19 protein-coding genes are annotated in these 18,343 nt (G+C 75.7%); 10 read left to right on the top strand and 9 right to left on the bottom strand.

What is annotated here, in order from left to right; translation table 11 throughout:
* Positions 1-78: 78 nt before the first annotated feature.
* Together PED38_RS01900 and nirD are read right to left on the bottom strand one after the other, a co-directional pair.
* Positions 79-1,575, bottom strand: coding sequence for an MFS transporter (locus PED38_RS01900; RefSeq protein WP_270979360.1), 1,497 nt, complete (start codon positions 1,573-1,575; stop codon positions 79-81).
* A gap of 104 nt (positions 1,576-1,679) precedes the next feature.
* A complete protein-coding gene (nirD, locus tag PED38_RS01895; RefSeq protein WP_333720430.1) occupies positions 1,680-2,756 on the bottom strand; it encodes a nitrite reductase small subunit NirD in 1,077 nt (358 codons plus the stop codon).
* Between the two features lie 249 nt (positions 2,757-3,005).
* Here nirD and nirB point away from each other — a divergent pair, with 249 nt between their 5' ends.
* From nirB to PED38_RS01870, 4 genes are all read left to right on the top strand, one after another.
* Positions 3,006-5,660 carry a nitrite reductase large subunit NirB gene (gene nirB / locus PED38_RS01885; RefSeq protein ID WP_270979359.1) on the top strand — a complete coding sequence of 885 codons (2,655 nt, stop codon included), beginning with the start codon at positions 3,006-3,008 and terminating at the stop codon, positions 5,658-5,660.
* 3 nt (positions 5,661-5,663) lie between these two features.
* Complete coding sequence (gene cobA, locus PED38_RS01880; RefSeq protein WP_270979358.1) at positions 5,664-6,728, top strand: uroporphyrinogen-III C-methyltransferase; 1,065 nt, start codon at positions 5,664-5,666, stop codon at positions 6,726-6,728.
* A gap of 20 nt (positions 6,729-6,748) precedes the next feature.
* Positions 6,749-7,876, top strand: coding sequence for a uroporphyrinogen-III synthase (locus PED38_RS01875; protein WP_063072966.1), 1,128 nt, complete (start codon positions 6,749-6,751; stop codon positions 7,874-7,876).
* A gap of 138 nt (positions 7,877-8,014) precedes the next feature.
* Positions 8,015-8,227 carry a hypothetical protein gene (locus PED38_RS01870; protein ID WP_270979355.1) on the top strand — a complete coding sequence of 71 codons (213 nt, stop codon included), beginning with the start codon at positions 8,015-8,017 and terminating at the stop codon, positions 8,225-8,227.
* Positions 8,228-8,297: 70 nt separating this feature from the next.
* On the opposite strand, the gene PED38_RS01865 is transcribed toward PED38_RS01870, so the two are convergent.
* Positions 8,298-8,894 (bottom strand): XRE family transcriptional regulator, encoded by a 597-nt coding sequence (locus PED38_RS01865; protein WP_063072946.1) that lies wholly within the window; start codon positions 8,892-8,894, stop codon positions 8,298-8,300.
* A gap of 47 nt (positions 8,895-8,941) precedes the next feature.
* Between PED38_RS01865 and PED38_RS01860 the strand changes: the two genes are divergently transcribed.
* Both PED38_RS01860 and PED38_RS01855 read left to right on the top strand, forming a co-directional pair.
* Positions 8,942-9,802 carry a class I SAM-dependent methyltransferase gene (locus tag PED38_RS01860; RefSeq protein ID WP_270979353.1) on the top strand — a complete coding sequence of 287 codons (861 nt, stop codon included), beginning with the start codon at positions 8,942-8,944 and terminating at the stop codon, positions 9,800-9,802.
* 80 nt (positions 9,803-9,882) lie between these two features.
* The gene (locus PED38_RS01855) at positions 9,883-11,643 is read left to right on the top strand and encodes a DEAD/DEAH box helicase (protein ID WP_270979351.1); all 1,761 of its coding nucleotides are present in this window, start codon (positions 9,883-9,885) and stop codon (positions 11,641-11,643) included.
* Between the two features lie 90 nt (positions 11,644-11,733).
* Here the strand turns inward: PED38_RS01855 and PED38_RS01850 are convergent, their stop codons facing one another.
* Complete coding sequence (locus PED38_RS01850) at positions 11,734-11,928, bottom strand: hypothetical protein (RefSeq protein ID WP_270979349.1); 195 nt, start codon at positions 11,926-11,928, stop codon at positions 11,734-11,736.
* Between the two features lie 146 nt (positions 11,929-12,074).
* Here PED38_RS01850 and PED38_RS01845 point away from each other — a divergent pair, with 146 nt between their 5' ends.
* On the top strand, positions 12,075-12,641 hold the full coding sequence (locus tag PED38_RS01845) for a GNAT family N-acetyltransferase (RefSeq protein ID WP_270979347.1): 567 nt from the start codon (positions 12,075-12,077) through the stop codon (positions 12,639-12,641).
* Positions 12,638-13,498, top strand: coding sequence for an alpha/beta fold hydrolase (locus PED38_RS01840; protein ID WP_254654606.1), 861 nt, complete (start codon positions 12,638-12,640; stop codon positions 13,496-13,498). The genes PED38_RS01845 and PED38_RS01840 overlap by 4 nt, the downstream gene beginning before the upstream one ends.
* Positions 13,499-13,538: 40 nt before the next feature.
* Here PED38_RS01840 and PED38_RS01835 read toward each other — a convergent pair whose 3' ends face one another.
* Positions 13,539-14,855: a carboxylesterase family protein gene (locus PED38_RS01835; protein WP_063072940.1), complete on the bottom strand. Its 1,317-nt coding sequence runs from the start codon at positions 14,853-14,855 to the stop codon at positions 13,539-13,541.
* A gap of 77 nt (positions 14,856-14,932) precedes the next feature.
* Between PED38_RS01835 and PED38_RS01830 the strand changes: the two genes are divergently transcribed.
* Complete coding sequence (locus tag PED38_RS01830; protein ID WP_270979345.1) at positions 14,933-15,616, top strand: TetR/AcrR family transcriptional regulator; 684 nt, start codon at positions 14,933-14,935, stop codon at positions 15,614-15,616.
* Positions 15,617-15,620: 4 nt separating this feature from the next.
* Here PED38_RS01830 and PED38_RS01825 read toward each other — a convergent pair whose 3' ends face one another.
* Positions 15,621-16,040, bottom strand: a complete 420-nt coding sequence (locus tag PED38_RS01825; RefSeq protein WP_063072939.1) for an arsenate-mycothiol transferase ArsC — start codon at positions 16,038-16,040, stop codon at positions 15,621-15,623.
* A gap of 194 nt (positions 16,041-16,234) precedes the next feature.
* On the opposite strand from PED38_RS01825, the gene PED38_RS01820 reads away from it, so the two are divergent.
* On the top strand, positions 16,235-16,735 hold the full coding sequence (locus PED38_RS01820; protein ID WP_270979344.1) for a DUF3817 domain-containing protein: 501 nt from the start codon (positions 16,235-16,237) through the stop codon (positions 16,733-16,735).
* A 6-nt stretch (positions 16,736-16,741) separates the two neighbouring features.
* Here PED38_RS01820 and PED38_RS01815 read toward each other — a convergent pair whose 3' ends face one another.
* The 3 genes from PED38_RS01815 to PED38_RS01805 form a co-directional block, all read right to left on the bottom strand.
* The gene (locus PED38_RS01815; RefSeq protein ID WP_270979342.1) at positions 16,742-17,440 is read right to left on the bottom strand and encodes a YitT family protein; all 699 of its coding nucleotides are present in this window, start codon (positions 17,438-17,440) and stop codon (positions 16,742-16,744) included.
* Positions 17,441-17,560: 120 nt separating this feature from the next.
* Entirely contained in the window at positions 17,561-17,785 is a 225-nt protein-coding gene (locus tag PED38_RS01810) for a hypothetical protein (protein WP_270979340.1), read from the bottom strand.
* 98 nt (positions 17,786-17,883) lie between these two features.
* Positions 17,884-18,336, bottom strand: a complete 453-nt coding sequence (locus tag PED38_RS01805) for a hypothetical protein (RefSeq protein ID WP_270979338.1) — start codon at positions 18,334-18,336, stop codon at positions 17,884-17,886.
* Between the last annotated feature and the right edge of the window lie 7 nt (positions 18,337-18,343).

Below are 18,343 nucleotides of genomic sequence, written 5' to 3'. Positions count from 1 at the left end.
CGCAGTACGGGCAGTGCCCGCGCGTGCCCGCGGGCGCGCCGCCGACCGCGCCGGGCCCCGCCTCGGCGACCGCCGGCATCAGACGCGCGCGCCGGCGGCGGTCCCGCGGCGGATCCCGCCCGCCCGCAGGTAGACGAGCCCGGTCACCGCGAGCATCACCGCGTACGCCACGACGAAGCCGCCGAGACCCGTCGTGTACCCGCCCGTCTCCGTCTTCGAGAGGCTGAGCACCTGCGGGATGATGAAGCCGCCGTACGCGCCGAGGCCGGAGATGAGGCCGAGCGCCGCCGCCGTCTTCCGCTGCGTGCCCACGTCGCCGGATCCGCGGCCGGCGCGCGCCGTGCCGGAGCGGAGGGCGAACACCGCCGGGATCATGCGGTAGGTCGCGCCGTTGCCCATGCCGCTCGCCGTGAAGAGCACGAGGAACAGCGCGAGGAAGAGCGGGAAGCTGCCCATCGGCAGGGTGGCGATGACCGCGACGACCGCGAGGCCCATCACCACGAACGCGCCCATGGTCACCGCGGCGCCGCCGTGCCGGTCGGCGAGGCGGCCGCCGATCGGCCGGGCGATGGATCCCATGAGCGAGCCGAGGAACGCGAGCGACAGCGTCGCCGAGCCCACCGCGAAGGTCGACAGCTCGGGGAACTCGTCGGAGATGAGCTTCGGGAACACGCCCGCGAAGCCGATGAACGAGCCGAACGTGCCCACGTAGAGGAACGCGAGGATCCACAGGTGCGGCTCCTTCAGCGCCGCGAGCGACGCCGTGAGGTCGGCCTTCGCGTGCGAGAGGTTGTCCATGCGCCGCCAGGCGCCGAACGCGGCGACGAGGATGAGCGGCACCCAGACCCAGCCGGCGAGCGGGAGGTCGAGCGTCGCGGCCGCGCCCACCGTGATCACGAGCGGCACCACGAGCTGCGCCACCGACGCCCCGAGGTTGCCGCCCGCGGCGTTGAGGCCGAGCGCCCAGCCCTTGCGGCTCTGCGGGTAGAAGTAGGTGATGTTCGACATGGAGCTCGCGAAGTTGCCGCCGCCGAACCCGGCGAGCGCGGCCACGAGGAGCAGCACGCCGAAGGGCGTCCGCGGGTTCCCGACGCACACGGCGAGCGCGATCGTCGGGATGAGCAGGAGGAGCGCCGAGATCACGGTCCAGTTGCGGCCGCCGAAGCGCGGAACCATGAAGGTGTAGGGGAAGCGGAGGGTCGCGCCGACGAGGCTCGGCATCGAGATGAGCCAGAACACCTGGCCCGTGGACAGGTCGAAGCCGGCGGCCGGCAGCTGGACCACGACGATCGACCACAGCTGCCAGACGACGAAGCCGAGGAACTCGGCGAGGATCGACCAGCGCAGGTTGCGGGCGGCGATGCGGGATCCGCCGCCGGCCCACTGCGCCTGGTCCTCCGGGTCCCAGCCGTCGATGACGGCGCCGTCGCGGAAGGTGAGGCCGGGGGCCTGGGCTCCGTGCGCGTCGACGGTGCGGGCGGAGGGCGACGCGGCACCGGGCGCGGCGGCCGGGGCGACGGGCTGCTCGGGAGCGGGCGCGGTGCGCCCGGTCGCGGGCGGGAGGAGTTCGGTCATGGCGGGTCTCCTGGTCGTGGTCGAGCGGGACGGGCATGGCGGATCGTGGTCGGGTGGCAGCGGGTGGACGCCGATGCGCGGGGGCGCCCTCGGCCGGGCGCGGGTCAGCGCACGGGCGCCGCCGCCGACGCGTGCAGCTCGACGACGATGTCGACGAGCTCGGCGGGCGGCGCCTCGCCGTCGACGAGGAGCGGGGCGCTCGTGGCGTCCCCTCCCGCGCGCTCGGCGAGGGTGGCGAAGTAGCCGGGGGCGAGGAGGTAGGTGGCCACGACGACGCGGGATCCCGGGTGGGCGTCCCGCTCCGCGCGGACGGCCGCGGGCACGCGCGGTCGCGCCGCCGAGATGAACGACGTGACGACCTCGCGGCCGAGCTCGGACGCGAGCATGCCGCCCACGGCGTGGCAGTCGGCGACGGCGCCCGCGTCGCTGGATCCGGCGGCCGCGAGCACGACGCGGTCGCCGTCCCGCAGCCCGGCCTCCCGGAGACGGCGGGCGAGCACGGTCGCGAGCCGCGGATCCGGCCCGAGCGCGCCCGTGACGCGAACCTCCCGCGGCGCGGCGTCGGCGGCGGCCTCGGCGAGGTCGACGTGCACGTGGTACCCGGCGCTCAGGAGGAGCGGCACGACGACGACCGCGCGGGACGGGTCGTCGAGCAGGTCCATGGCGGCGGGCACGTCGGGCTGCTGCACGTCGACGTGCGCGTCCACGACGCGGAGGTCGGGCCGGGCCTCGCGCACGGCCTGCACGAGCGCGGTCACCGCGCGGCGGCCGGCCGGATCCGAGGTGCCGTGCGACGCCGCGACGAGCGCCGCCGAGCGGGCCACCTCCACGACGCCGTCGCGCACGCGGCTGCGCCACACAGGCAGCCGCAGCGCGGGCGTCGTGAGGCACTCCCCCGTGTCGAGGTCGAAGACGTCCTTGTGCAGCGGCGAGGCGATGGTGGTGCGGGTGCCGCGGGAACCGACGATGCCGCGCGCCATCACGAAGGCCCCGGTCGCCGGATCCGCGTGGTCGACGGCCCGCACGCTCCCGTCCGGCAGGCGGAGGAGCGCGACCTGCTCGCCGCCGACGAGCGCGGCCTCGCCCCAGAGCGGCTCCAGCTGGTCGAGCCGGCAGACGGCGGTCCAGGGGCCCGTCGACGTCGCGCCCGCGTCGGACGCGGCGACCTCCGTCATGGTCATGCGGTCTCCTCGCGGTCGGTGCCGGGTGGTGCGGTGTATACGGCCCGGCACGGATCCGGGCGGCTCGTGTCGGCCACGCTAGGGACGCGGTGTTTCGGTCTCCGACCGTCGCCGTGACGGCGGCGTAACGAAGACCTCTCGGCCGTCCGGCATCGGCGTGAGGCGCGCGTCACACGGCGTGACACGGGGGCAACGGCCCCGAAACGGGCCCTGCCTAGCGTGGGAGGACACCCGAGGAGGAGGTCCGTCATGAGCGCACCAGCTGCCACGCCGCCCGACCCGCACGCCGTCCCCCTGCGCGCCGACCAGGCCCCGACCACGGGGCCCGACGGCATCCGCCGGGTCGTCGTCGTGGGCGGCGGTCCCGCGGCGCACCGGCTCGCCGAGTCGCTCGCCTCCCGCACGGACGCGTCGTCGCCCGACCTCCGGGTCACCGTGGTCGGCGACGAGCCGCACCTCCCCTACGACCGCGTGCAGCTCTCGAAGCGCCTCGCCGGCGAGGTCGACCTGACCCTCGGCGAGGCCGCGTTCTGGGACCACGTCGCGCTCGACTGCCGTCCCGGCCGACTCGCCACGCGCATCGACCCGGCGGCCCGCACGGTCTCCCTCGACGACGGCGCGGTCCTCCCCTACGACGAGCTCGTGCTCGCGACGGGATCCTCCGCGACCGTGCCGCCCATCGACGGCGCCGCGTCCGGCCGGGTGTACCGGACGCTCGCGGACGTCGCCGACCTCGTGGCCGAGATCGCGCGCTTCCGCGAGAGGAACGGCCGGCCCGCGAACGTCGTCACGGTCGGCGGCGGCCTCCTCGGGCTCGAGGCCGCGGGCGGCGTGCACGCCCTCGGCGCCCGCTCGGCGGTCGTGCACTCGGGCCGCTGGCTCATGTCGTCCCAGCTCGACGAGGGGGCGGGGCAGGCGCTCGGGCGCATCGTCCACGGCCGCGGCATCGAGCTGCACCTCGGCGTCCGGCCCACCGCGATCCTCACGACGCCGACCGGCCGCGTGACCGGGGTGGCGCTCACCGACGGGCGCACGATCTCCGCGGACGTCGTCGTGTTCTCCATCGGGATCACGCCGCGCGACGAGCTCGCGCGCGACGCCGGGCTCGAGCTCGGCCCGCGGGGCGGCGTCGCGATCGACGCGGCGTGCCGCACCTCGGCGCCGCACGTGTGGGCGATCGGCGAGGTCGCCGCGGTCGACGGCGTGTGCGTCGGCCTCGTGGCGCCCGCGAACGCGATGGCGGAGACCGTCGCCGACCGCATCACGGGCGGCGAGGCGGTGTTCCCCGGCATCGACGACGCGACGAAGCTCAAGCTCGCCGGCGTGGAGGTCGCGTCCTTCGGCGACGCGATGGGCCGCTCGGAGGGCGCGCTCGAGGTCGTGTACGCCGATCCCGCCCGCGGGCTGTACCAGAAGATCGTCATGAGCGACGACGCGCGGACCCTCCTCGGCGGCGTCTTCGTGGGCGACGCGGCCCCCTACAGCGCGCTCCGCCCGATGCTCGGCCGCGAGCTCGCATCCGAGCCCGGCGCCTACCTCTCGGCCGCGGGCGCCGAGCCGCCGGCCGCCACCGACCTCCCCGACGACGTGCAGGTGTGCTCCTGCAACGACGTGAGCGCGGGCGACGTGCGGCACGCGGTCCGCGGATCCGACGGCGCCCCCGGCTGCACCGACCTCGCCGCGCTCAAGGCGTGCAGCCGCGCCGGCACCCAGTGCGGATCGTGCGTGCCGCTCGTGAAGAAGATCCTCGACACCGAGCTCGAGGCCGCGGGCGTCGAGGTGTCGCGCGCCCTGTGCGAGCACTTCGCCGTGAGCCGCAGCGAGCTGTTCGAGACCGTGCGGATCCTCGGCCTCACCTCCGCCGCGCAGGTGTTCGAGCGCCTGGGGTCCGGCCTCGGCTGCGACGTCTGCAAGCCCGTGGTCGCGTCCGTGCTCGCCACCCAGACCAAGGGCTACATCCTCGACGCCGGCCAGGGGCCGCTGCAGGACACCAACGACCGGGCGCTCGCGAACATGCAGAAGGACGGCACCTACTCGGTCGTCCCGCGCATCCCGGGCGGCGAGATCACGCCCGCGAAGCTCAAGGTCATCGCGGAGGTGGCCGAGCGGTACGACCTCTATACGAAGATCACGGGCGGCCAGCGCATCGACATGTTCGGCGCCCGGCTGGAGCAGCTGCCGGAGATCTGGCGGATCCTCGTCGACGCCGGCTTCGAGTCCGGCCAGGCGTACGGCAAGGCGCTCCGCAACGTGAAGTCGTGCGTGGGATCCACGTGGTGCCGCTACGGCGTGCAGGACGCCGTCGCGATGGCCGTGCACCTGGAGCTGCGCTACCGCGGCGTGCGCTCGCCGCACAAGTTCAAGATGGGCGTCTCCGGCTGCGCGCGCGAGTGCGCCGAGGCGCGCGCCAAGGACATCGGCGTGATCGCGACCGAGACCGGCTGGAACCTCTACGTCGGCGGCAACGGCGGCTTCACGCCCGCGCACGCGCAACTGCTCGCCAAGGACCTCGACGACGCCACCCTCATCCGCTACATCGACCGCTACCTCATGTACTACGTGCGCACGGCCGAGCGGCTCCAGCGCACGGCGCGCTGGCAGGAGGAGCTGGAGGGCGGCCTCGAGCACGTGCACCAGGTGGTCGTGGAGGACTCGCTCGGCATCGCCGAGGAGCTCGAGCAGGCGATGGCGCTGCAGATCGACGGCTACGAGGACGAGTGGGCGGCGACGCTCGCCGACCCCGACCGGCTCCGCCGCTTCCGCTCGTTCGTCAACGCGCCGACCACGCCGGACCCGTCGCTCGCCCGCGTCGAGGAGCGCGGCCAGAGGAGGCCCGCCTCCCCGGAGGAGCGCGACGGATCCGTCATGCTGTCGGGACCGTCCATCCCCGTCCGGAAGGTGTGAGCCGTGCCGATCCCCCTCGATGTCCAGGGCCGCCGCGTCGTCGTGGTGGGCGGCGCCGACGCCACCCGCCGGATCACCGCCCGGATCGCCGCGGACGGCGCCCACGTGGAGCTCGTGCCCGACCACGCCGCGGGCGCGGCGCTCGACGCGGCGGCCCTCGACGGCCGGCCGCTGCCCGACCTCGTGCTGTGGGTGGAGGGCGACGCCGTCCGCCGCGCCGCGGTCGCCGAGGCATGCCGGGCCGAGCGCGTCTGGTTCCAGGTGGCCGAGGGCATCGCGCCCACGCCGCTCGGGCACGTGACGCTCGTGGGCGGCGGCCCCGGGGATCCGGGCCTCATGACCGTCGCGGCGCGCGCCGCCCTCGCCGAGGCCGACGTCGTGCTGCACGACCGCCTCGGCCCCACCGACGACGTGGCGGCGTTCGCCCCGGGCGCCGAGCTCGTCGACGTGGGCAAGACCCCCGGGCACCACGCCGTGCCGCAGCGCCGGATCGAGGAGCTGCTCGTCGAGCACGCGTCCCGCGGCCTCCGCGTCGTGCGCCTCAAGGGCGGCGACCCGTTCGTCTTCGGGCGCGGCGGCGAGGAGGTCATCGCGTGCCGGGCGGCCGGCGTGCCCGTGACCGTCGTGCCCGGCGTCACGAGCGCCGTCGCGGTGCCCGCCGCCGCCGGGATCCCCGTCACGCACCGCGAGGTGAGCCGCGCCTTCACTGTGGTCTCGGGCCACGTGCCCTTCTCCGAGGACGAGCTCGCGCACCTCGTGGGCCTCGGCGGCACGCTCGTCGTGCTCATGGGCGTGAACACGCTGCCGCACCTCGTGGCGGGGCTCCAGCGGCACGGCATGCGCGCCGACATGCCGCTCGCCATCGTGGAGCGCGGCTACGCGATCGACCAGCGCACGACGGTCACCACGGTCGCGGGGGTCGCCGGGTTGCTCGGCACGGTGGCGCCGCGCTCGCCCGCGGTCATCGTCGTGGGCGAGGTCGTGCGGGTGCCCGGCTGGGCCGAGGAGGCCGCGGCCGCCGGGCACGCGCCGTGGGAGGATGAGCGCCGGGCACGGGCGACGCCGTGACCGCCGAGGGAGCGCCCGCCATGACCGGATCCGACGCCGAGCCCGGCTTCCGCCCCGACCAGCTCGAGGGCTTCCGCATCGCCGTCACCTCCGACCGGCGCTCCGAGGACCTCATCGCCGCGTTCGAGCGCCGCGGCGCCGACGTGATGCACGCGCCCACGATCCGCATGACCGGCGTCAGCGACGACTCCGCGCTCGAGGCGGAGACGCGCGCGATCATCCGGGCCCGGCCCGGCATCCTGCTCGCCACGACGTCCTACGGCATCCGGCGCTGGTTCGAGGCCGCCGACGCCGCGGGCATCGGCGACGAGCTCACCGAGGTCCTCGCGGGGGCGCGCATCCTCGTCCGCGGCCCCAAGGCGCGTGGCGCCATCCGCGCCGCCTCGCTCGACGACCACGGCATGAGCGAGCGCGAGACCACCACGTCGCTCGTCGACCTGGTGCTGCGCGGCGACGTCGACGGCGTGACGGTGGCGGTGCAGCTGCACGGCTTCACGGATCCGGTGCAGCTCGCGCGCCTGGAGGCCGCCGGCGCCCGCGTGCTCACGGTCGCGCCCTACCGCTGGACCGTGCACGAGGACTCCGCGCGCGTGCTGCGGCTCGTCGAGACGGTGTGCACGGGCGGGATCGACGCGGTCACCTTCACGAGCGCGCCCGCCGTCGAGGCCCTGTTCACGACGGCGGACGCGGCCGGCCGGCTGGAGGACCTCCAGGAGGCGCTCCGGACGATGGTGGTCGCGGCGGCCGTCGGCCCGGTGACGGCGGCGCCGCTCGTGGAGGCGGGGATCCTGCCGATCACGCCCGACCGGTTCCGCATGGGGGCGCTCATCCGGCTCGTGTGCGCGCACCTCGAGGAGGCGGGCGTCCAGCGCGTCGAGACCCGGCACGGCGCGATCGAGCTCCGCGGACGCCTGGTCGTCATCGACGGCGAGCGCGTCGCCCTGAGCCCCGTGCCGCTCGCGCTGTTCCGCGCCCTCGTCGCCGCGGAGGGCGCGACCGTGCCCCGCCGCGTGCTCGCCCGCGCGACGCCGGAGGTGCTCGACGACCACGCGGTCGACGTGGCGATCTCGCGGCTGCGGCGGTCGCTTCCCGACGGCGGCATCATCCAGACCGTGATCAAGCGCGGGTACCGCCTCACCACCGTCTGAGGCGCGGCTGGTCCTCCCGGCCCGGCGCATCTCCTGCCGCGGGAGGAGGGGCGGGGGTCGCCAGGAGGACGCGCGCCGGATCCCGGTCCGCGAGCCTGGGGGCACCGCCCGCCCGGGCGGTGAGATCAGGAGGATCCCGTGCCCGTGTCCGTCGCCCGCACCGCCGCCCTCGTCGCTCCCCGCGCGGCCGTCCCCGTCGTCGTCGCCCCGCTCCCGGGCGATCCGACCTGCGTCGCCTTCGCGGGCGGCGCCGACGCCTTCCGTCACGCCGGCACGCGCAGCCTCGCGGTCGACCTCGCCCCATCGCGGGCCCCCGCCGCGGACCCGGCCGCCGCCGCGCTCGCCGCCTGACGCGCAGGCGCCGCCGGTGCCCGTGCCCTCGGGGCGCCGTCCGAGGCCCCGGCGGACCCGCCCCCGGGGGCTAGGCTCCCGCGGCGCCCGCCCCGGTGGTCGCGAGGTGCGCCCGCTGCCCGTCGCGGTCGAGGATCGTGAGCACCTCCGTCACGCCGCGGTGCGCGCTGATGGCGTGCGGCACCATCGTCGAGAACTCGGCCGCGTCCCCGGCCTCCACGAGGATCGTCCGCTCCCCCAGCTGCAGCCGCGCCGTGCCCGACAGCACCGTGAACCAGTCGCGCCCGGGATGCACGCCGAGGTCCTCCACGGGGAACGGGCGCCGCGGCGTGAGGCGCATCTTCGCGACGAAGACGCCCGACGCGGTGCCGCCGCCGCGCGACAGCACCCACGTGGTGCGCCCGGCCTCGACGTCCTTCTGCGGCCGGATCACGACGTCGGCGTCGTCCCCGGACTCGATGAGCTCGTCGAGCGTCGTGTCGAGGGCCTTCGCGAGCGGCACCAGCTGGTCGAGGGCGATGCGGCGGTGACCCGTCTCGATCCGGCTGAGCGTCGAGGGGCTGAGGAAGCAGCGCGCCGCCAGCACGTCGAGCGACCAGCCGCGCGCCTCGCGGAGCCCCCGGATGCGCTGGCGGACGAGGGCGTCGACATCGGTCTCTTGCGTCATGTGCAAGATCGTATGCGCTTCGAGCACCAGCCCGCGAGCATGGGCCCATGCCCCACCACCACGCGCACGCCCCCGCCGACCCGTCGCTCGCCGCCCTGCTCGACCTCGACGCGCGCATCCTGCACCGCCACCTCCTCGAGCTGACCACGTGGGTCCGCTCCCTCGCCCGCGACACCGCCGGCCGCGTCGTCGTCGACCTCGGTGCCGGGACGGGCACGGGGTCCGTCGCGCTCGCCCGGCGCTTCGACCGGGCCGAGGTGGTCGCCGTCGACGCGAGCGAGGCCATGCTCGCGCGCGTCGCCGAGCGCGCGGTCGTCGACGGCCTCGCCGACCGGATCCGGCCCGTCCTCGCCGACCTCGACGACGCCTGGCCCGCGCTCCCGCCCGCCGACGTCGTCTGGGCCTCGCTCGTGCTGCACGAGGTGCGGGATCCCGCGGGGCTCCTCCTCCGCATCCGCGACGGCCTCGCGCCCGGCGGCCTCGTCGCCGTCGTGGAGATGGACGGCCCGCCGCGCTTCCTGCCGGACGGCGTCGACCTCGGGCCCGGGCTCGGCGGCCCGGGCCTCGTCGACCGCCTGGACGACGCCGTCACGCACGGCGGCACGGGCGGCCCGTCGCACCCGGACTGGGCCCCGTGGCTCCGGGACGCCGGGCTCGTCGACGTCGAGACCCGCGTCCTCCGCATCGACACCGACCCCGCGGATCCGATCGCCGCCGCCGCGACGCTCCCCTCCGCCCGCGCGTGGCTGACGCGCGTCCGCGACCGCTCCGCCGACCGCCTCGCCCCCGCGGACGTCGCGGCGCTCGACGCCCTCCTCGACGCGGACGGGCCGCACGCCCTGGCGCGCATCCCGGGCCTCCGCCTCCGCGGCACCCGCACCGCGTACGTCGGGCGCCGTCCCCGCTGACCGGCCCTCCCCGCCGACCGCGCGTCCCCGGATCCGCCCGGGTGGGGCGCGACGACCCCCGGACCCCCTACCGTTGAGGCATGAGCACTGACGACACCGCATCCACCCCCGACGCGGACGCCGCCCCCCGCACGACCTTCAGCGACCTCGGCCTGTCCGACCCCGTTCTCAAGGCCCTCAAGGACGTCGGCTACGAGACCCCCTCGGCCATCCAGGCCGCCACCATCCCCTCCCTCCTCTCCGGCCGCGACGTCCTGGGCGTCGCGCAGACCGGCACCGGCAAGACGGCCGCGTTCGCGCTGCCGATCCTCTCCAACCTCGACGTCTCGCAGAAGACCCCGCAGGCCCTCGTCCTCGCGCCCACCCGCGAGCTCGCGCTCCAGGTGTGCGAGGCGTTCGAGCGCTACGCGTCCGGCATGCGCGGCGTGCACGTGCTCCCCGTCTACGGCGGCCAGGGCTACGGCGTGCAGCTGTCGGCGCTCCGCCGCGGCGTGCACGTGGTCGTCGGCACCCCCGGCCGCATCATGGACCACCTCGACAAGGGCACCCTCGACCTGTCGCAGCTGAAGTTCCTCGTGCTCGACGAGGCCGACGAGATGCTCAAGATGGGCTTCGCGGAGGACGTGGAGACCATCCTCGCGGACACCCCGAAGTCGAAGCAGATCGCGCTGTTCTCGGCCACGATGCCCGCGCAGATCCGCCGCATCTCGGGCAAGTACCTGCAGGACCCCGAGGAGATCACGGTCAAGAACAAGACCACGACCTCCGCGAACACCACGCAGCGCTACCTGATGGTGTCGTACCCGCAGAAGGTCGACGCGCTCACCCGCATCCTCGAGACCGAGAACTTCGAGGGCATGATCGTGTTCGTCCGCACGAAGAACGAGACGGAGACGCTCGCCGAGAAGCTCCGCGCCCGTGGATACGCGGCCGCCGCCATCTCCGGCGACGTCGCGCAGGCGCAGCGCGAGCGCACGGTCGAGCAGCTGAAATCGGGCAAGCTCGACATCCTCGTGGCCACCGACGTCGCGGCCCGCGGCCTCGACGTCGACCGGATCAGCCACGTCGTCAACTACGACATCCCCATCGACACCGAGTCGTACGTGCACCGCATCGGCCGCACGGGCCGGGCCGGGCGCAGCGGCGCGGCGATCAGCTTCGTCACGCCGCGCGAGCGCCGCCTCCTCACCGCCATCGAGAAGGCCACGCGCCAGCCGCTCACCGAGATGCGCATGCCGAGCGCGGAGGACGTGAACGTCACGCGCCTCACCCGCTTCGACGACGCGATCACCGCCGCGCTCCAGGATCGCGAGCGCCTCGACGCGTTCCGCGACATCGTGGGCCACTACGTGAACCACCACGACGTCGTCGAGTCCGACGTGGCCGCCGCGCTCGCGATCGTGGCGCAGGGCGACACGCCGCTCCTGCTCTCGGCCGACGACCTCCGTCCCCCGCGCGTCGAGCGCGAGCGCCGGGACGACCGCCCGGGCCGCGACGGCGACGACCGCGGCGAGCGCCGGGCCCGTCCCGCGCGCGGCAGCGGCAACATGGCCACGTACCGCATCGACGTCGGCCGCCGCCACCGCGTCGAGCCCCGCCAGATCGTCGGCGCGCTCGCCAACGAGGGCGGCTTCAGCCGCGAGGACTTCGGCCACATCGACATCCGCCCCGACTTCTCGCTCGTCGAGCTGCCGGCCGGCCTGCCCCAGGACCGCCTCGACAAGCTCGCGAGCACGCTCATCAACGGCCGGCCGATCGACATCCGGCCCGACCGCGGCGGCCCCCGTGCCGCCGAGCGCGGCGCGGCCCCCGAGCGCCGGGGTCGCAAGCCCCGCGACTGATCCGCGTCCGCACGTGCGACGGCCCGTCCCCTGCTGCAGGGGGCGGGCCGTCGTGCATGCGCCAGGCGCGCCTTCGGACGCGCGTCGCCCTCAGCGGTCCGTCCGCCTGCGCTGGACGAGCCGCACGAGGACGTAGGTCATCCCGATCCCCGTGGCCGCGAAGCACAGGCCCCGACCGCGGACGTCCTCGAAGTCCGAGGTCGCGAGCAGGATCACCCCCGCGATCTCCAGCCCCGCGGCGATCACGAGGGTCGTGGTGAACAGGATCCGGTGTCGCGTCGTCATCCCGACCGCGTTCCCTTCGTCGCCCGACGGCCGAGCGCCGTCGAGGGAGATGATGACGCAGGACCCGCCACCCGCGTCAGCGCACGCCCTGCGTGCGCGCTCCCGCCGCGACGGTCCGTCATCACGCCCTCCGCTAGCGTGGCGCGATGGACCCCGTCACCCTCCGCACCCCGCGCCTGACGCTCCGGCCGCCCGCGCTCCACGACGTCGATGCGATCACGGCCGCGTGCCAGGACCCGGCGATCCAGCGCTACGTGCCCGTGCCCGTCCCGTACACGCGCGACGACGCGCTCTCCTTCGTCTCCGCGTTCTGCCCCGCCGGCTGGGCCTCGGGCGAGCGCCTCACCTGGGCCGTGCTCGACGGCGACGCGCTCGTCGGCACCGTGGGACTGCACGCGATCGCGGACGGCGGGGCCGAGATCGGGTACTGGCTGGCGCCGGGAGCACGTGGTCACGGGATCATGCGCGAGGCCGCGGCCTCGGTCGTCGAGCACGGGTTCGACGCGTCCGCCGGTCTCGGGCTCGTGCGCATCGGCTGGCGCGCCTATGCCGGGAACACCGGATCCGCCGCGGTCGTCCGCGCGCTCGGCTTCCGCTTCGAGGGGGTCGTCCGCCTCGGTGCGATGGGTCGCGAGGGCCGGGAGGACGACTGGCTGGCGGGGCTCCTCGCGACAGACGACCGGACGCCGCAGCCGTGGCCCGTGCTCGCGTGACCACCGGCTCCCTCGGGCGCGAGGCCACGGTCACGACTCCGGACGGCCGCCGCCTCCGCGCGATGGTCGACGGCACCGGCGACGACCTCGTGGTCCTGGAGGCGGGCCTCGGCGGCAGCGGCCTCACCTGGGGCCTCGTGAACGGGATCCTCGCCCGCACCCACCGCGTCGTCGCCTACGACCGGGCGGGCCTCGGATCCAGCGACCCGGATCCCGCGCCGCGCGACCTCGACCGCCTGGCCGACGACCTGGAGGCGGTCATCGCCGCGTTCCCGCACCGCCGCCTCGTGCTCGTCGGTCACAGCTGGGGCGGGCCGGTCGTGCGCGTGGCGGCGGCGCGGCGGATCGCGCGCGGCATCGCGACCGCGGGCGTGGTGCTCGTGGACCCGAGCGACGAGCGGGCGCGCTCCTACACGGGACCCCTCGCGCGTGCGGGATTCGCGGCGCAGGCGGCGATGCTCGTGCCGCTCGCGCGCCTCGGCCTGCTGGCGCCGCTGCACCGGATCGCACTCGCGGGCCTGCCCGCGCCCCTCCTCGCGGCCGCCGTCGCCGCGGCCGGCTCGGTCACGGCCGCGCGCGCCACCTCGGCCGAGCAGCGACACCTCCTGCCGGGCCTCGCGGCGCTCGCCGCGCACCCCGGGGCGTCGTCGACGCTCCCCGGAGTGCCCGTCCGCGTGATCTCCGGCACGGCGTCCGGCGCGCTCACGCGGCGGCAACGCGCCGACCTCGTCGGCGCGCACCGGGCGTCGGCGGCAGCCGCGGCGGACGGCGCGTGGATCCCGGCGCCGCGGTCCGAGCACATGGTGCCGGTGACGGATCCGGACGTCGTCGCCGCGGCCGTCTCCGCCCTGCTCTGACGCCTCCCCTGGGAGCCCGGCGCACGCAGGGGACCCCGCGTCAGCCGTCGACGCGCCGCAGCTCCAGCACGCCCGGGATGAGCTGTCGGGTCGGGATCCGCCCGCGCGCGAAGTCGCCCCACACCTGCCGCACCCGGCGGGCGTCGCGCTGGACGCCCTCCCACGGCGCGCCCGCCAGTAGCCCCGCGCCGCGCCACGCCTCCTCGTCGCCGAACAGGAGCGGCAGGTCGACAGTGTGCGCGGCGCCGAGCGGGCTGCCGGGGGCCGACCAGCGGATCACGTAGCAGTGCGCCGTGCCGCCCGCGCGCGCGTGCCGGCGGGCGAAGCGGAGGCCAGGGACGCCGTAGATGATGCCCGTGACGCCCGCGACCGCCGCCCGCCGCACGAGCGGGCCCACCACGGGCACGCGGGTGAGGCGCGCGAGCCACGGGACGTCGGGCAGGAACAGCCGCGCCTCCTCCGCCGTGTGGCCGATGAGCACGTCGACGCGGGGCGCCGCGCGGTCCCAGGCCGCGTCGAGGTCCGACTCGCGCGGCAGCGGCGCGTGGCCGTACTGGGTGCCGAAGGGCATCGCGCCGATGAGGCCGTACGGCGCGGCGACGCGCTCGACGGCGGGCTGCCGCGCGACCACGTCCTCGACGGGCATGTCCGCCGTGAGTCCGCGGGAAGCGCGCGCCATGGCCGCGTTCATCCGCCGCCGGCCGCGGGAGATGCCGAGGGGTGCGCTCTGCACGATCGCGCGGCGGAAGAGCCCTGCGGCCTCCGGCAGCGCCATCAGGTGCGCGACCGCGTCGCCTCCCGCCGACTGCCCGAAGGCCGTCACGCGGTCGGGGTCGCCGCCGAAGGCGCGGATGTTGCGAGCGACCCAGCGGAACGCCTCCAGCTGGTCGAGCAGCCCGAGGTTCGCGGGGCGGCCCGCGCCGTCGCCGAGGTAGCCGAGGAGCCCCAGCCGGTAGGTGACGGTGACGACGACCACGCGCTGCTCCGCGACGAGGGGCGCCGGATCCATGATCGGGACGTCGCCCGCGCCCGCGACGTACGAGCCGCCGTGGATCCAGACCATCACGGGCAGCCCCGCGTCCGGCGAGGCGTCGCGCGGCGTCGTGACGGAGACGCGGAGGCAGTCCTCGTCCACCCGGAGGCCGGCGAAGTCGCCGAGCACGGCGTCGAGCTCCGCCATGGGCACCTGCGGGCAGGCCGGGGACCACTCCGTCGCCTCGAGCGGCGTGCTCCAGTCGGGGTGCGCGACGGGCGGGGAGAACCGGTCGGCGGTGGCGTACGGGATTCCGGTGGCCCGCGCGACCTCGCCGTCGGCCCAGCCGACCACGGGGCCGCAGGGCGGCGTGAAGGGGCGCATCCGGTCGACGCTACCGTTCGCGGCGCGTTCGCCGGGCCGCCCGCGGACAGCCGGGATGCCGGTGCTACCGTGACGCCATGCCCCGCCTGATCGACCGCGCGCGTCGCGAGGACGAGCTCGCCGAGGCCGTCTGGCGCGTCATCCGCCGGCACGGCGCGAGCGGCGTCTCCGTGCGCACGGTCGCCGCCGAGGCGGGCCTCAGCACCGGGTCCCTGCGGCACTCGTTCCCCACGCGGATCGAGCTGATGGCGCACGCGACCGCGCTCGTCGGCCGCCGGGTCGCCGCCCGCACCGCGCGCCGCCGCACCGAGCCGGACGTCCGCCGCCGCACGGTCCAGGTCCTCGCCGAGCGGCTCCCGCTCGACGACGAGCGCCGCGCGGAGGCCGAGGTCACAGCCGCGCTGCACGCCGACGCGGCGTCGCACCCCCGGCTCCGCGAGGTGCGCCGGGCCGCCCACGCCGCCGCGCGCGAGACCTGCCTCACCCAGCTCGCGCAGCTGCGGGCCGCCGGCCTGCTGCGGCCGGACGCGGATCCGGACGACGAGGCCGACCACCTGCAGGCGCTCGTCGCGGGGCTCGCGCTCCAGCTCCTCGTGCACGAGCCGGATCCCGCACAGCACGCCCGCGCGCTCCGCCTGCTGGAGCGGCACGTCGACGCGCTCGTCGCGCGGCCGCGGGCGGAGCGGGCCGACCGGGCCGACCGGGCCGAGCGCCCGTCGGGGCGCGCCGACGACGACCGCGGCCGGGCCCCGACGCGCTGAGCCCCTAGGCCGCGCCGCCCAGCCGGCCGCGGAGCTCCGTGACGCGCGCGCGGATGTCGTCGCGCACGAGCCGCATCCGCTCCATCCCGTCGATGCCGCGCTCGGACGGCTCGTCCGTGATCCACGTCTCCACCGCGACCCCCCGGTCGCCGTCCACGTGCGCCTCGGCGCCGAGCACGACCACGAGGTCGGCCGCGCGCACCATGTCGTCCGTGAGCGGCTTGGGGCGTTCGTCGCCCACGTCGATGCCGAGCTCGGCGAGCGACTCCACGGCGAGCGCGTTGAGGTCGGTCCCGGGATCCGTGCCGGCGGACGACACGTGCACCGCGCCGTCGCCGTCGTGCCGCATGAGCGCCGCGGCGAGCTGGGACTTGCCGCCGTTGCGGGCGCAGACGAACACGACGTGCGGGGCGCGGTCGGGCATGGGGCCTCCGGGGCTCGGGCGGGTAACGGGAGCCGGCTGATCCGGCCCCTCGATCCTGCCATCCGCCGCGGGTCGCGGCGCGCGGGCGGACGGCGTCCCCAGCATCCGCCCGGAGGGCATCCGTACCCTGGTGACGACCCGCTCCGCTCCGAGGGGATCCGCACCGGATCCGCCGCCCCGCCCCGGAAGGCCCCATGACGCACACGCCGCACGCCGACGCCGCCCGCCCCGACGCCGACGCCGACGGGCGTCCGGGGTCCGCGTCCTCCCCCGCCGGATCCGGCGCCGTCGCCCGCCTCCTCCGCGGCACGCGCGACCGCTCCGACCGGCCGTCGCGCCTCGGCCGCCTCTTCGCCGTGGTCGCGATCGTGGAGGCCGTGACCTGGACGGGCCTGCTCGTGGGCATGTTCCTCAAGTACGTCACGGAGACCACCGAGCTCGGCGTCTTCGTGTTCGGCCGCCTGCACGGCGCCGCGTTCGTGCTCTACGTCATCGTCACGGCCGTGGCCGCGATCCGGCTCCGCTGGGGCTGGAAGGCCGCGCTCCTCGCGGGCGTCGCGGCGATCCCGCCCCTCGCGACGCTGCCGCTCGAGGTCGGCCTGCGCCGCCGCGGCTACCTGCGCCACCCCGCGGACGACGCGGACGACGCGCACGACGCGCACGCGCGTCCGGACGCGGCCCCGCCCGCCGGCTGATCCCGCTCAGACCCCGGTGTAGCGCCCCGGCCGGTGGTTGAGCGCGAGCACGAGGTTGAGCAGCACCGCGCCGACCGCCGACCAGACCACGCTCTCGAGCTCCACGACCGTGAGGCCCAGCAGGATCACGATGACGTCGAGGATCATCTGCGCGTACCCGGCCCGGAAGCCGAGCCGCTCCTGCACCACGAGCGCCACGATGTTGAACCCGCCGAGGCTGGATCCGTGGCGGAACACCACCAGCAGCCCGATCCCCACGAGCAGGTTCCCCGCGAGCACGCCGTAGACGGGCTGCAGGTCGAGGCTCGTCACCATCGCCGGGTGCAACGTCGAGAACAGCGACACGAGACCGACCGAGATCACCGTGCGGATCGTGAACCGCCAGCCCTTCTTCCACACGGCGAGCGCGAAGAACGGCGCGTTCACGACGAAGAACAGCACGCCGAACGGCAGCACGCCCGTGTAGCTCAGCAGCAGCGCGAGCCCGGCGGTGCCGCCCGTGACGGCACCGCTGTCGCGCAGCAGGAACAGCCCGAACGACGCGACGAACGTGCCGGTGAGGATCCCGAGCACGTCCTCGATCACGGAGTGCGGGATCCCGGCGACGGTGTCCGGGACGGTGATGAGGCTCTCGTCCGGAGCCACCTCCCCCACGCCGCCCGCGTCGGCGGGATGGTCGTTCGGGCGGGATGCGGCTGCGCTCATGGCGGTCTCCGGGGTGGGGGGACGAGGACGCGTGCGACCGGTCGTGCCAGCTCGCGCGCCTGCCCAGCATGCCGGATCCGCGACCCGGCGCACGACCCCGCTCTGGTCGCCGGCCGTGGGTCAGACGGATCCGTCGATGCGCTCTTCTCGCGCCATGCGCGACAGGACCCTGTGGAATCGGTCCCACGGCACGCGATGTCCGTCGGCGAAGACCACGCCCACCGAGACCGGGATCCCCATCAGCGAGGACCGCATCCACGACGACTCGGACCCGTCGAAGCGCTCGAGGATGCCCGGCAGATGCCTCTTCGGGAAGTCGACCAGCTCCGTGGAGGAATCGCCCAATTCGATCTCGATCGTCGAGCCGCCCCCGTAGCCGATCGACAGGTCCTCACCGTGTCGGCGACCATGCAGGCGCCAGCGATCGTGCTCGGTGGACTCCGTCACCGAGCGGCGCACGAGCGGCGCGAACTCGGACGGAGAGCGGCGATGTGATCCGCCGTACTCGGCACCGCGACGGGGCTGGTCGTGCGGCCAGGGCCGAGCGCTGCAGCCTCCCTCGCCAGGACCGGGGTGCCGTCGCCGAGACTCAGATACTGCCACCTCCACGGCGCGGCGCTCCGAGCGGTGAAGAGCATCTCCACCCCCAGGAGCGACACCAGGGGCTCGAGCTCGGACCGCGTGAGGCCCCGGGCCGTGTGCACCCCCTCGCCGACGGTGACGTCGAACTCGCCGTCCGTCACGGCCACGATGCAGAGCGATTGCCGGTGCGCGTCATCGCGGAGGACCCATGTCACCGGATCCTCGATCCACTCATCGACGTCCGGGCTGAGGGTGGGGCGCAGGCTGCGGACCAGGTCCTCCAGATCATCCCCACCGTCCCGGCTCGTCGTCACCGCCGTC

The sequence above is a fragment of the Clavibacter sp. CT19 genome, assembly GCF_027858075.1.
GTDB classification, from domain to species: domain Bacteria; phylum Actinomycetota; class Actinomycetes; order Actinomycetales; family Microbacteriaceae; genus Clavibacter; species Clavibacter tessellarius_A.
This window is presented reverse-complemented; position numbering and strand designations above follow the sequence as displayed.